The 13,318-nt window shown below is 36.5% G+C and carries 12 protein-coding genes and 1 riboswitch; of the genes, 8 read left to right on the top strand and 4 right to left on the bottom strand.

Annotated elements, in window-relative coordinates; translation table 11 throughout:
* Nucleotide 1: 1 nt before the first annotated feature.
* Nucleotides 2-259: a hypothetical protein gene (locus BR30_RS38970; protein ID WP_442853014.1), complete on the bottom strand. Its 258-nt coding sequence runs from the start codon at nucleotides 257-259 to the stop codon at nucleotides 2-4.
* A 133-nt stretch (nucleotides 260-392) separates the two neighbouring features.
* On the bottom strand, nucleotides 393-620 hold the full coding sequence (locus BR30_RS0131905) for an HTH-like domain-containing protein (protein WP_026568591.1): 228 nt from the start codon (nucleotides 618-620) through the stop codon (nucleotides 393-395).
* Nucleotides 621-1,287: 667 nt separating this feature from the next.
* Here BR30_RS0131905 and BR30_RS0131910 point away from each other — a divergent pair.
* From BR30_RS0131910 to BR30_RS0131935, 6 genes are all read left to right on the top strand, one after another.
* On the top strand, nucleotides 1,288-2,664 hold the full coding sequence (locus BR30_RS0131910; protein ID WP_026568592.1) for a M28 family peptidase: 1,377 nt from the start codon (nucleotides 1,288-1,290) through the stop codon (nucleotides 2,662-2,664).
* Between the two features lie 394 nt (nucleotides 2,665-3,058).
* Entirely contained in the window at nucleotides 3,059-4,510 is a 1,452-nt protein-coding gene (locus tag BR30_RS0131915; protein ID WP_026568593.1) for a sensor histidine kinase, read from the top strand.
* On the top strand, nucleotides 4,507-5,193 hold the full coding sequence (locus tag BR30_RS0131920) for a response regulator transcription factor (protein WP_026568594.1): 687 nt from the start codon (nucleotides 4,507-4,509) through the stop codon (nucleotides 5,191-5,193). Before BR30_RS0131915 ends, BR30_RS0131920 begins: the two co-directional genes overlap by 4 nt.
* Before the next feature lie 169 nt (nucleotides 5,194-5,362).
* The gene (locus tag BR30_RS0131925; RefSeq protein WP_026568595.1) at nucleotides 5,363-6,070 is read left to right on the top strand and encodes an ankyrin repeat domain-containing protein; all 708 of its coding nucleotides are present in this window, start codon (nucleotides 5,363-5,365) and stop codon (nucleotides 6,068-6,070) included.
* 106 nt (nucleotides 6,071-6,176) lie between these two features.
* Nucleotides 6,177-7,136 (top strand): DUF4822 domain-containing protein, encoded by a 960-nt coding sequence (locus tag BR30_RS0131930; protein ID WP_026568596.1) that lies wholly within the window; start codon nucleotides 6,177-6,179, stop codon nucleotides 7,134-7,136.
* Nucleotides 7,137-7,336: 200 nt separating this feature from the next.
* Nucleotides 7,337-8,287, top strand: a complete 951-nt coding sequence (locus tag BR30_RS0131935; RefSeq protein WP_026568597.1) for an isopenicillin N synthase family dioxygenase — start codon at nucleotides 7,337-7,339, stop codon at nucleotides 8,285-8,287.
* 284 nt (nucleotides 8,288-8,571) lie between these two features.
* Nucleotides 8,572-8,652: riboswitch (glycine riboswitch) on the bottom strand.
* A gap of 199 nt (nucleotides 8,653-8,851) precedes the next feature.
* Here BR30_RS0131935 and BR30_RS0131940 read toward each other — a convergent pair.
* Nucleotides 8,852-9,358, bottom strand: a complete 507-nt coding sequence (locus BR30_RS0131940) for a hypothetical protein (protein WP_026568598.1) — start codon at nucleotides 9,356-9,358, stop codon at nucleotides 8,852-8,854.
* A gap of 113 nt (nucleotides 9,359-9,471) precedes the next feature.
* Nucleotides 9,472-10,218 (bottom strand): YqjF family protein, encoded by a 747-nt coding sequence (locus tag BR30_RS0131945; protein ID WP_026568599.1) that lies wholly within the window; start codon nucleotides 10,216-10,218, stop codon nucleotides 9,472-9,474.
* 183 nt (nucleotides 10,219-10,401) lie between these two features.
* On the opposite strand from BR30_RS0131945, the gene BR30_RS0131950 reads away from it, so the two are divergent.
* Together BR30_RS0131950 and BR30_RS0131955 are read left to right on the top strand one after the other, a co-directional pair.
* On the top strand, nucleotides 10,402-11,814 hold the full coding sequence (locus BR30_RS0131950; protein WP_026568600.1) for an FMN-binding glutamate synthase family protein: 1,413 nt from the start codon (nucleotides 10,402-10,404) through the stop codon (nucleotides 11,812-11,814).
* A 2-nt stretch (nucleotides 11,815-11,816) separates the two neighbouring features.
* Nucleotides 11,817-13,232 (top strand): FMN-binding glutamate synthase family protein, encoded by a 1,416-nt coding sequence (locus tag BR30_RS0131955; protein ID WP_026568601.1) that lies wholly within the window; start codon nucleotides 11,817-11,819, stop codon nucleotides 13,230-13,232.
* Nucleotides 13,233-13,318 lie beyond the last annotated feature (86 nt).

Here is a 13,318-nt window from a genome sequence, read left to right on the forward strand (position 1 = left end):
TTTAAAACACCTCTTTGTTGCTAATATTTATATGTATATAACACTGATTATTTAAATTGATTAGCGTAATCAATTTATATATTCCGTGAAAGTTTGGTGTAATATCGAGAAGACATTCTTGCTTTGTATAGAATTTAATATTGACTGACTTCCCACTAAGTAACCCGCTAAAAAATCCATCAATTCCTTTATTGGATGTAGATTCCACCAATTCAATTTCAAATATCTTTGACGCTATGTATTCACCTGTATGCCCAATAAGTGCTAGGCACTTACTAAATTTTTGTTATGTTTGATTCAACTTCATTCTAGTGTTTCATTCATCCTGCTAGTTGAATGAATTCCTCCAAATGGCCCCCTCCCTTTTATTTCAAAATCCTAATGTACTTAGATTAGTACTTTGGCACCACATATTTTGATAATTTAATCCCCTTACTCACTTCCGTTGCGTAGGATGGATTTAATCCTGAAGCATGAATAATATCACTCACTTTATAGTTATTTTTCAGAATAATAGAGGCGTATTTTACTCCAAAAAAATGAATGTTTGCCACTTGATAGCCTTTGGGCGCACTATTATACATCCTATTCAATATCCCACCTAATTCATTAACATTCATTGTTGTCTCCACCCTTAAAATTGTAATTAATCTATTAATCCTTTAGTCGAAAGCATTAACTTGCATAGTTATATTTTACTATATTTTAAAATTCAAGTAATTCTTTATTTTAGCACCGGCTAATTTAATGGCTAGTGTGCCTGACCCCCGGCGTATTAAAGCTTTAACGCATCGGGGGACGGACACCTAAGATTCGAGGGAAGAGAAAAAACGAAAACAACAATTGTGGCAGGATATTCTAATCAGAGGATTACTTTAAATATCCCTAAGAAAATTAATTATGAAAAACTTAAGTCTCTTTTAAGAGCAACTATTAACTTAATCCCAAAATTGTAATTTTTTGTCTTTTTTTAAAGAAAAATGAAATATTATAAGGATCTCGCAAGGAATGCCCTTTTTACTTGAATGTGATAATAGAAGATAGAATTAATATAGTAATCTAGCTTTTTGATATGAAAATATTTGTTATTGTTAATTTGAGTTACTATTAATTATCCTACTAATATAGATAAATATAGCAGCACTTACAAAATAATGAATAGAATTGGTGTATAGCAATTAGCGGATTTTATCGGAATTTCTAAGATTTTGTAAAACGATTCTTGTTTACTATAATTCCCAAAATTGGAATAATGGTAGAGTATCACTTTTTCAAAGGGGGAGTTTCATGTTTCGTCGTAAATCGATTATCACGGTTCTAGCAGCAAGCATGCTTTTATCTTCAGGGGTGGTGTATGCTCAAGCAAATGGTACCCAAAATGCACAATCAGACACAGCTTTTGACAACAAGGTTATCAAAAAAATCAGTTCAGAGAATATGTATAATACTATTAAGTATCTATCGGCAGTGCCTAGGGAAGCGGGCACCGAGGGAGAGGTTCGTGGAGTTGAGTACATAGAAAGCCAGTTTAAGAGCTTAGGACTCGAAACTAAAAGAATACCGTTCCCAATCTATGATTTCAAGACAAACCGTGAACTGGCTGAAGTTGACGGAGTTGATTTAAAAGGTCATGCCTTTAGCGGCAGTGGAAGCGGGAAGGTGACAGCAAATCTTGTCGATGTAGGGTTAGCAAATGATGTTCAGGTTGATTTGACTGGTAAAATAGCCTTGGTGGAACGCGGTGGTATAACATTTGTTCAAAAAGTGAAAAATGTGGTTGCTAAAGGTGCAGCTGGGGTCCTTATGTATAACAGCAGCACTAATATTGGTAATAACTTCGGCCAAGCGGAGGGACAAGTTCCTGCTGTAGCCATTACTCATGAACAAGGTCTTGAATTGGTCGAAAAATTAAAGAACGGCCCTGTAGGGGCCACACTAGATGTTGATATCGAAAAAATCGAGAAAACATCCTATGTAGTTGAGGCTAAATTAAAGCCAAACAAGAACAAAGACACAGGCCAGATTGTCACGATTGGTGCACACCATGACTCTGTTCATCTTGGACCTGGTGCAAATGACGATGCTTCCGGAGTCTCAGCCGTATTGGAGCTAGCAAGAATTTTCGTGAATACTCCGATTGATACAGAAGTCCGCTTCCTTACATTCGGTTCTGAAGAAAGAGGGATGGTGGGCTCGTCTTTCTACGTTTCGCAACTTCCAAAAAGTGATATAAACCGCATGGTTGCCCACTTCCAAATGGATATGATTGGCGGGGCAGAAGCAGGAGAAGATCATCCATTAGGTGGACTAATCATGTATACAATTGACGGTAAGAAGAATCTTGTGACGGACTTAGGAGCAGCATCCGGATCTAGAATGTATGATGTGGCACTGCCGTATGGGCAATTAGGAAGAAGTGACCATCAGCCATTCCATGATGTGGGCATTCCTTCTGCTCTATTTATTCATTCACCTGTTGAACCTCAGTATCACCAGCCAACAGATACGATTGAACATATCAGTAAAGAAAAGCTGCAACAAGCTGCATCAATCGTTGGAGCATCAGCCTATCAAATTGTTCGCCCGGATACACCAGCTCTCGATCGAGCACATGTGGCTCCAGCATCAGTAAACTATGATTTCGAAAACCGCCCAGTAGATTAATAAAAAAATAGAAAAAACGCTTGAATCAAAAAAGGATTCAAGCGTTTTTTCTATAGGCGTAAGTAAAGTGCCTGTCACTCATTATTAGGTAGGTTTGATTTAATCCATTGAAAGTCAATGTGTTCCAATCCTCCATGAATTAATAATTTTGTTTTATTATTAATCAATTTGAACTTGAGGATGCAGAAATTTTCCAACTTTACAGCTTAATGAATAACCCATTCCCTATCGATTATCCTCTTTTGGGCAGAATAATGTTTAAGGATATTTTAGAAAAATTTTAGAAAGTTTTAAGAATTTCGTGGTATGGTTCACTTGTTAGAGGATTTTCTCACACATAGGTTAAAAATTCTGTTTACGTGTGAGCGAGAGTTAGCATTTGGGGGTGAATTGGGTGTCAATTAAAATGAGGTTTCTGCTTTCCTACGTAGGAGTCATTCTTGTTTCCATCATTTTATTTTTAGCAGCCGGTTTTTTACTTATTTTTTCGATAACAGGTGATGTTAAATCCATCGAGCATTTTTACAAAAAATCCTATGTTCAAAAGCCATTAACTCCAATAGAGGAAAGTGTGTTTCTTGATTTAAAGCTGTTGGCTAAGAATAACCCTACGCAGCTTCTAATTCAAGAGAACCTGAAAAAGATTGACCAACAAGGCATCAAAATTGTCGTAAGAAAAAATCAAAACATAGAGTACGCTTCCCCCACTCTTGATCAGCATGCATTACTTAAATCTCTTCCCGGATTTGAAGCAACGAATATTAACACACGAGATACGATTAAAATTGAAGATTTCTTTTTTACGTATGTGAAGTTTGATTTCTATTTTCCGGATAATAGTAAAGGAAGTATCTTTGTCTTAAGAAAAGTAAGCTCCTATGCCGAATTGACGCGGGAGTTGTTTCCAATTTTATTCGGCCTATTGCTAGTTCTGTTTATAATGATTATTGGACTTTTGAACTATCTAGTTTCACGAAGCATCATCAAGCCTATTTCAATTCTTAGAGAAGGTGCAGAGAGAATAAAGTCAGGAGATCTAAATTTTGAAATCAAAGCCGCTTCGAATGATGAAATCGGACAATTAAATAAAACGTTTGAGGATATGAGAATTAAATTAAAAGAGTCCGTAAATCTCCAGATTCAGTATGAGGAAAATCGAAAAGAACTATTGTCCAATATTTCGCATGATTTGAAGACTCCTATTACTTCAATTATTGGATATGTTGAGGGGATAAAAGATGGCGTAGCTAATACTCCACAGAAGATGGACAAGTACTTATCAACTGTGTACCAAAAAGCTAGATATATGGATTCATTGATAGATGAACTGTTCTTATTTTCCAAGCTGGATCTAAAAAAAGAGCCCTTTACTTTTGAAACCGTCGAATTGGATAAATATATGAGAGACTACGTAGAAGACCTTAATCTTGATTTACTCCAACAAGGGATCGAAATTGATCTTCATCTTATGGACAAACCGATAAATGTAATAGCAGATAGGGAGAAATTAAAACGCGTATTGGCCAACCTAATTAGCAATTGTGTAAAATATATGAATAAGGACCAAAAGAACATTACCATTTCTCTAAATGAAGGAATTTATGACGTAACTGTTCAAGTAAAGGATAATGGACAAGGGATAGAGCCTGCTGCTTTACCATACATTTTTGATCGTTTTTACCGGGCAGAACAATCTAGAAATTCTCAGACCGGCGGAAGTGGCTTAGGACTTGCAATCACAAAACATATAATTCAAGAGCATGGCGGAGAAATGTGGGCTACAAGCGAGCTAGGTAAAGGTACAAGTATCTTCTTTTCCTTAAAGAAGAAAGGAGATGTATTGTGAAAAAGATATTGCTTATTGAAGACGATGTTAGTATTTCAGAACTGCAAAGAGACTATCTAGAAATTAATCATTTTAATGTTGAAATTCATCATGATGGTGATTCAGGTCTCCTACAAGCTCTTCAAAATCATTATGATTTAATTATTTTGGATGTCATGCTCCCAGGTGTAAATGGGTTTGAGATATGTAAACAAATACGCGCTGTTAAAAATATTCCTATTTTGTTTGTATCCGCTAAAAAAGACGAGATTGATAAAATTCGAGGTCTCGGTTTAGGGGCAGACGATTATATTACCAAACCTTTTAGTCCAAGTGAACTGGTAGCTAGGGTGAAAGCACATTTAGAGCGCTTTGAACGATTAGCAGGAAATCAAGCTAAATCAACTACCATTTTCGTTCATGGAATATCCATTGATAAGTCAGCGCGCAAAGTTCATATGAACGGAGAAGAAATTCCGTTCACAACTAAAGAATTCGATTTGTTTGTGTTTCTTGTAATGCATCCAAATCAAGTATTAAGCAAAGAACAGCTATATGAAAATATATGGGAGTTAGAATCGGCAGCAGATGTTTCAACAGTGACAGTTCATATCAGGAAAATACGAGGGAAAATTGAAAGGGATCCTTCACATCCGAAATTCTTGGAAACTGTTTGGGGAGCCGGGTATCGATTTAATGTGTAAATTAAATAAGCTGTATTAGTAACCGTCACATAGGTGGCGGTATTTTTTATGGATATTAAGAAATTTTCTTAAAAAGTTTATCTTTTTTTAAGAAATTATTTAGAGGGAGTTTAAGATTAAGCATTAACATAACTTAAGTAAAGATTAACGATAGGCTGGTGAGCTTGTGATGTGGAGGTGGCTGACGATATTCATTGGATGTATCTTCATTCTTCAGGGATGTGTCTCTGAAAACGCTGGAGATCCAAATAAACAGCAAAATGAGAGAAAAGGAGAGATAGAAGTGAATCAACAACTATTTCAAGCTGCAGAACACAAAGAAACGGACACCATAAGAAGATTAATTGAGGAAGGTATTGATATTAATTCACAGGACTCCCAAGGGCGAACTGCCACGATGATTGCGACTTATAACCATGATGTAGAGAATGCAAAAATCCTAATTGACGCTGGGGCAGATGTCAACATCCAGGACAACATGAAAAATAACCCCTTCCTGTATGCTGGTGCAGAAGGATATATAGATATTCTTAAACTTACGATTGTAGCAGGTGCCGACCCATCTGTGACTAACCGGTATGGAGGAACTGCTTTAATCCCTGCCTCTGAACATGGATATGTGGATGTTATTAAAGAACTTCTTACCAGTACTGATATTGATATTAATCATGTAAATAATCTAGGTTGGACAGCTTTACTAGAAGCGATTATTTTGGGTAATGGTGACGAAAAACAGCAGCAAACAGTGCAATTGCTAATAGATCATGGGGCAGATGTCAACATTCCTGATAATAAGAATGTGACACCTTTACAACACGCACGAGCAAAAGGATTTAAAGAGATTGAACGAATTTTGTTAAAAGCACGAGCGAAATAACAAGATCGGATAAGCCTCAATAAGTAAAAATAAGCCGTATTTATACTATAAAATAATAGATACTACTATTAATTACACTACAATAATGAAATAAGGAGACTACAAAATGAACAAAAAAGTAAAAACTTTTTCATCAATACTACTCGGGTTCACATTATTACTAACAGGTTGTAACACCATTGCACAAGCAAATCAAAGTGAACAGAAGCAAGAACAAAAAGCTAAACACAGTAAAAAAGAAAATAAGGTAACCAAAGGGCAGGAAATGGCTAGTATACTAAGCAATACAAACTGGCAAGGAACAAAGGTATATGATAAAGATAATCATGACTTAACAAAATATAACGCAAACTTTATTGGTCTCGCGAAATATGACGATGAAACATCGAGATATGAATTTTTTGATAAAGCCACAAAAGTAAGTCGTGGCGATAAAGGAACTTTCTTTATCACCAACGATGGGAAGGTTAGAGTATTAATTTCAGAATCGATGGGTTACCAAGCTGTTGTTAAAATAACAGAGCTAAATAAAGATATGTTTACCTATAAAAGAATGGGTAAAGATGCTAATGGTAACGATGTAGAGGTATTTGTTGATCATATTCCTTATAAAGAAACAGAACTTTCCTTTACTGATCCGGATAAGAAGTTGGAATCGACTACAGGAGAAGTAGTGACAAACATTGATGGGGATAAAATTTTAGCAGGCACCCTATGGCAAGGAACAGTGGCATTAGATGAAAATGGCAACGATGTATCCAGTTATAATTCTAATTATTTAGGTCTTGCCAAATACGATGATAAGACAAATAAATATGAATTTTTTGATGCTAAGACTGGTGAAAGCCGCGGTGATTACGGCTATTTCGATGTCGTACATGGAAATAAGATAAGAGCCCATGTTTCCCTAGGGATGAAGTATGGTGCCGTTCTTGAATTAACAGAGCTTAATGAAAATAAATTCACCTACAAAAGAAAAGGTAAAGATAAAGATGGTAAAGATATTACCATAACTGTTGAGCATATACCTTATAATGGTAATATTAAACTAAAATTCTCTAAGTAATTAAGTACTTTAAGCAGGAATCAGCATGTAGTCAAAAAGGGAATGGTTTTCACCGTTCCCTTTTTGTTTTCTTTAAAAGTAAGGAAATAATAACCAGGACCACCTTAGTTCTCTAATTTTTTCTATTGTATTGTCATGTTTAATATGTTACCTTTTAATAGTTTGGTAACGCTTACACAACAGATGGGAGACATACACATATGACAAATCCAATCATTCGTACCTTAGACTTAAAGCATTTCACGTACGGGAATTCAGTACAACGTGCCGCATTCGCAGAAGAATTTGCTGCAGGTTTGAAAGAAACGGGTTTTATTATTTTAGAAGGCCATGGGGTTGACCCTAAGCTAATCGATAAAAACTATGAATTATGGCAAAAATTATTTAGCCTAGATACTGAAACGAAGCAGCAATATGAAGGAATTAATGGTGGTCAACGAGGCTATACAGGTTTTGGTAAAGAACATGCGAAAAATCGTACAGTTGGTGATTTAAAAGAGTTCTGGCATGTTGGGCAAGAATTACCTGTTGGACATCCACTTACTAGCCAGTATTCTACTAATATTTGGCCAGAAGAAGTTCCGGAACTTAAGCAACACGCCGTAAACTTCTATCGTGAATTAGAACGAGTGGCACGTAATATGCTAGAAGCTCTTTCCATGCACTTTGATCTTCGGCCTAATTTCTTTTCAGATATGATTAAGGATGGAAATAGCATCCTACGTACCATTCATTATCCTGCATTAGAGGAATCAATGGATCCAAATGCCATTCGTGCAGCTGAGCATGAGGATATTAACCTGATTACTTTATTAGTGGAATCCACTGCATCTGGATTAGAACTGTTAACACGTGAAGGAGAATGGATGCCCGTCAAAGCTAAGCCTGGGCAAATTATTGTCGATGCGGGGGATATGTTATCTCGCATTACCAATGAAGTGATTCCAGCTACAACACATCGTGTAGTGAATCCTGAAGGAGAAAATACAGCTCGTTATTCTATGCCATTCTTCGTTCATCCATACAGCACTTGCTTACTAGAAACGATTCCATCTTGCATTTCAGAAGATAATCCAGAAAAATATCCAGCCATTACTGCTGGTGATTTCTTGTATGAGAGATTGGTTGAAATCGGCTTAATTAAGAAATAAGAACCCATTGGCACTGACTTAACTTACACACTCCACAAAAAAGGATGCATTCAAGCATCCTTTTCCAATGGCGAACAGTTGAACGTGTCGATTTTCCAAATTCCTCTTTAATTCTTTTTGATCCAAATACCCCTCAAATCAATTAAAAATGTTCCATGTGAAACGATGAGCAAAATAGTAAGCTCCATAAAAAAAGAGATTGGATGTCCTCCAATCTCTTAGGTCATAAGAATAACAAATAATATCTGTTACGCTAACGATTGCCAGCATAACAAATAAATATTCAGTACTCTTCTGTCCTTTTGCCTGAGATTGAGAACCCTTCGGCGCCGCGGTATTCCTTCGGTCTCTCCAGAAGCTGCTCCTGCTTTAGTGGGATCCATAGCCATCATAGCTTGCTAAATTATTTATTTTTTTGATTGAGTTTAACTATTGTCGAATAATTTCTAATTTTAATAGTATTCTGTGTCAACAACGAAAACAAAAATAAAATCACTTATTTGCTGCATTCCTTTTCAGGGATGATCTTGAAACTTTATCTAAAGTAGCTCTTTAGACCTCATCTTAATTTTTATTACTTGATAACTCTGTGTTTTTCAAACTAGCTGCTTTCTTAATTGATTGTTCCACAACGTACTGAAAGCCATAGATAATAATCGCCAAAAATACACATATAAAATACCAAGCAGAGTTTTTCATCTTTAAAAATTTGACAACTCCAACTTTATTCCCAATGTAAGGCATAGGAAAAGCGTTAATAAGATCCAATACCATATTTGTCATTAAGTACTTTGGGAAATTCCCAAATGTTAATTTAAATATCCAAAGCGTTGCTACAAAATAAGGCCCTAATATATATGTAAAATCTATTGGTCCAGGTGATAGTGGATTTTTAGTTATCCACCATTTTTTTCTATAACAGATAAGACTAAATACACTTAAAAACAAATTGGTAAAACTTGCAACAGGCAAAAACCTAAAAAAATTTCGTTTCCCCATAAAAGGGACGGTTAGCCAAGGTAGAATTAATGTGGCTAAAGAGAATGCGACTTTCGTTTTATACTTAACCATTGAGTTCCCCCTCAAATTGATATTTCACAGTAATAATTTCCATAAATATATAATTTATCCTGACTAACCGAAATATACATGAGTGAATACTTTTCCACTTGACTTGTGTTTTACTAGATTCGTTTTTTCTTAATATTCCACACTAGCGAATCAACCCCGGTGGAGAAATGAGCGATCGGATTAACTTGAGAAAGTTCAAAATGAAATGGAGAAAAAAGAGTATTTTCGACTATCTCTATTTCTGCTTTTTGCAAGGGCCAAGGCAGATGGTGTATTTCACCGCAATAAATGTTGACTCCATTATTCGAACTATAGAGGCAATACCGCTCAGTGAGCCAATGGTCTAGCGTTCCTTCCTTTGGAAAATAAATCTCCGATACCGGAACGTATTTCCCCTTAAATGATATAGGAGTATTAAAATTACCATTCCGACTGGTATGAAAATGAAAGGATTGTCCTTCTTTTCGAAAAGAAATTTGTGCCGAATAATAGGGTAAATGAAACCATCTTTTTGCAATCTTTAATGAAGCCCAGTTCTCAACATCAATAGATAAAAAATAAATACCGGGTTTTCCATCGCATGTAACATAAGTCCTTACATTTATTTCTGGAAATTTGGGTGTAAGAGAAATGGAAGATAATCCACGGGGAAAGATTCCCTCTAAAACAAATACAATGACACCTAACCATGCGGAGCCATTAAATGTATCAATTTGTAAAGAAGAAGGAATATGCGGCCGTAGTAAATTAAGTGGAATTGGCCAATGTAAAAACAATACATTTCTCCAAGTTTGTCGCATAATCCAGTATTTTGATGGTAATGGCCAAGTTCGATGACCAATATCATTCATTACATTCATAAAAAATCCCCCTGTTTTTATATGTATATAGTTTGGAGCAAATTGATAATTTAATACAATTTTATATACATAAAATCTCAACATTTTAAAAATACTATCTTGATTTATAATATTTTCCTTTTTTTGACTATACTAAGATTAGTTGGTTTTATTATTAACTATGCGGAATGTGGAGCAATAACTATGGAGAATATTTTTTATTACTTAACTTTTGGAATGGTAGCAATTATTTTCACCACTTTTATATTCATGCTTTTTGGATGGCGTTGGTTCATGAAACTGATGGTGAAGCATATGGGAAAAATTATTTTATCTGACAGTTATCAAGAAAATGTGATGGAGCTGATGCCGGGACTCAGGCATATGGGCATTCAAAATATGCTTGAAAATAGCCTGCGTGCAGAAACAGGCGACGTCCTCCACCGCCCGATGGGATCTTCAAAAAAATGGCCGCATTTAGATCCGATCACTTTTATCCCTGCCCAAACAACACCTTTTCCGATTGACGGTGAAGAAGATGTAGATGTACAGGTAACCATTGGTCCAAATGCAAAAAAACCAATGAAAATAAAAATCCCGTTAATGATCAGCGGAATGGCCTATGGAATCGCACTCAGTGAAGAAGTGAGACTCTCCTTAGCTAATGCTGCTAATAATGTTGGAACCGCCATTAATTCTGGTGAAGGGGCCGTCTTACCTGAGGAAATAAATATAGGCGGAAAATATATTTTACAGTTCTCCAAAACAAACTGGGCAAAGGAAGAAGATTTAATTAAGCGGGCCGATATGATTGAAATAAAGCTTGGCCAGGGAGCCTTATTTGGGACAGGTGGGAAAATTTCTCCTAAAAATTTAACGGGTCGTGCCCGTGAATTGATGGGGTTAGAGGAAAATGAAGATGCCGTGATTTATGATAATTTTGTTGAAGACCAAACGCTTGATGATTTGAAAGAACTTGCTGATGAGCTTCGGAGAATTACAGGTGGAGTTCCCATTGGGGCAAAAATAGGGGCTGGCGGAAAAATTGAAGAAGATATTGATCATTTAATCTACATAGGTGTTGATTATATTGCGGTTGATGGAGGACAAGCAGCAACACTCGGTGCCGCTCCTATTTTATCTGATGACGTTGGAATCCCAACTCTGCATGCGATTGTCAGGGCTGCTAATCATTTAGAAATGAGAGGCATGAAGGGAAAAATTAGTTTAATTGCCTCTGGCGGGCTACTAGTACCCGGCCATTTTTTAAAAGTGCTCGCCCTCGGAGCCGATGCAGTCTATGTAGGATCCGCTATGTTATTTACCGTCTCACACCCTCAATCATTAAATGCCATGCCGTTTGAACCACCCACACAAGTTGTTTGGAATCAAGGGAAATTCAAGGATCAATTTAAGATTGAAGAAGGAGTAAAATCGGCGGAGAAATTTCTAACTGCAAGTATAGAAGAAATAAAAATGGCATTAAGGGCAATGGGAAAACGCTCTTTAAAAGAGTTATCTAAAAAGGATTTGGTTTCCTACGATGAATTGACCGCCAAAATGGTTGGAATTCCATTTTCCTTTGAACCATGGGAAGACAAACAATTGGAGAAATGACTATGCCGAACATATTATTTTATCTGACTTTTACAATGGTGACCCTTTTATTTGTCGTGTTGATATTTATGCTCGTCTGCTGGCGCTGGATGATGAAACTCATGGTGAAAAAGACCGGAAAAATTATTTTATCTGACAGTTATCAAGAAAATATTATCGAACTGATCCCAGGTCTTCGGCATATGGGCATTCAGAATATGCTAGAAAATAGCCTGCGGGCAGAAACAGGGACTGTCCTGGATCGTCCTCTTGGCGGCTCTTCTAAAAAATGGCCGAATTTGGATCCCATTACCTTTATCCCTGCACAGACCTCACCATTTCCGGTCAATGGTGAGGAAGATGTAGATATATCTGTTACCATTGGGCCAAAAGCAAAAAAACCAATGAATATAAAAATTCCTCTTATGATTAGTGGCATGGGTTACGGGATTTCACTTAGTGAACAAGCAAGGCTATCTTTAGCAAAAGCAGCTAAAAAGACCGGAACGGCGATTAATTCAGGGCAAGGTGGAATCTTACCCGAAGAATTAGACGCTGCTGGAAAGTATATTTTACAATTTTCTAAAACAGACTGGGCAAAGGAAGAACATTTATTTAAACGTGCAGACATGATAGAAATTAAATTAGGCCAAGGTGCATTAGCGGGAATGGGAAAGAAAATCCCTCCACAAAATTTAACAGGTCGTGCCCGCGAAATAATGGGACTTAAGGAAAATGAGGAAGCGGTCATTTATGAAAACTTTTATGAAAATCAAACGTTAATAGACATAAAACTACTTGTGGAGGAGCTTCGCGTAAGATCAGGCGGAGTTCCTATTGGAGCCAAAATTGGCGCAGGTGGAAAAATCGAAGAAGATATTGACCATTTAATCATTATGGGAATTGATTTTATAGCCATTGACGGCGGCCAAGCAGCCATGCACGGTGCACCGCCAATATTATTTGATGACTTTGGAATCCCCACATTACATGCGGTAGTTAGAGCTGTGAATCATCTAGAAAAAAGAAAGATGAAGGGAAAGATTAGTTTAATCGTTTCAGGAGGACTTTTAGTACCCGGTCATTTTTTAAAAGTGCTTGCACTCGGAGCTGACGCTGTATATTTAGGCTCTGCCATGTTATTTGCTCTCGCTCATGATCAAGTATTGAATGCCCTCCCATTTGAGCCTCCTACACAAGCTATATGGTATGATGGCAAGTTCAAGGATCAATTTAAAACTGAAAAAGGGGAAAAAACAGCGGAAAAATTCTTAACAGCTAGTGTAGAAGAAATGAAAATGGCATTAAGAGCAATAGGAAAACGCTCATTAAAAGAGTTGTCAAAAAAGGATTTAGTTTCCTATGATGAATTAACGGCTAAAATGGTTGGAATTCCGTTTTCCTTTAGACCATGGGAAGACAAACAACTTGAGAAATAGGCTCGATTCAAGTTCATTGTTAAAATTTATCATTTCTGTAGATGGAAACAAAACAAATAAAAATGAGCTGCTCAGCAGTCCGTTTT

The sequence above is a fragment of the Bacillus sp. UNC41MFS5 genome (genome assembly GCF_000686805.1).

Bases quoted from the DNA above. Each gene is read 5' to 3' on its own strand.
- BR30_RS0131935 (WP_026568597.1), top strand. From the start codon at position 7,337: ATGACAAATCCAATCATTCGTACCTTAGACTTAAAGCATTTCACGTAC.
- BR30_RS0131910 (WP_026568592.1), top strand. From the start codon at position 1,288: ATGTTTCGTCGTAAATCGATTATCACGGTTCTAGCAGCAAGCATGCTT.
- BR30_RS0131905 (WP_026568591.1), bottom strand. From the start codon at position 620: ATGAATGTTAATGAATTAGGTGGGATATTGAATAGGATGTATAATAGT.
- BR30_RS0131945 (WP_026568599.1), bottom strand. From the start codon at position 10,218: ATGAATGTAATGAATGATATTGGTCATCGAACTTGGCCATTACCATCA.
- BR30_RS0131925 (WP_026568595.1), top strand. From the start codon at position 5,363: ATGTGGAGGTGGCTGACGATATTCATTGGATGTATCTTCATTCTTCAG.
- BR30_RS0131940 (WP_026568598.1), bottom strand. From the start codon at position 9,358: ATGGTTAAGTATAAAACGAAAGTCGCATTCTCTTTAGCCACATTAATT.
- BR30_RS0131930 (WP_026568596.1), top strand. From the start codon at position 6,177: ATGAACAAAAAAGTAAAAACTTTTTCATCAATACTACTCGGGTTCACA.
- BR30_RS0131950 (WP_026568600.1), top strand. From the start codon at position 10,402: ATGGAGAATATTTTTTATTACTTAACTTTTGGAATGGTAGCAATTATT.
- BR30_RS0131955 (WP_026568601.1), top strand. From the start codon at position 11,817: ATGCCGAACATATTATTTTATCTGACTTTTACAATGGTGACCCTTTTA.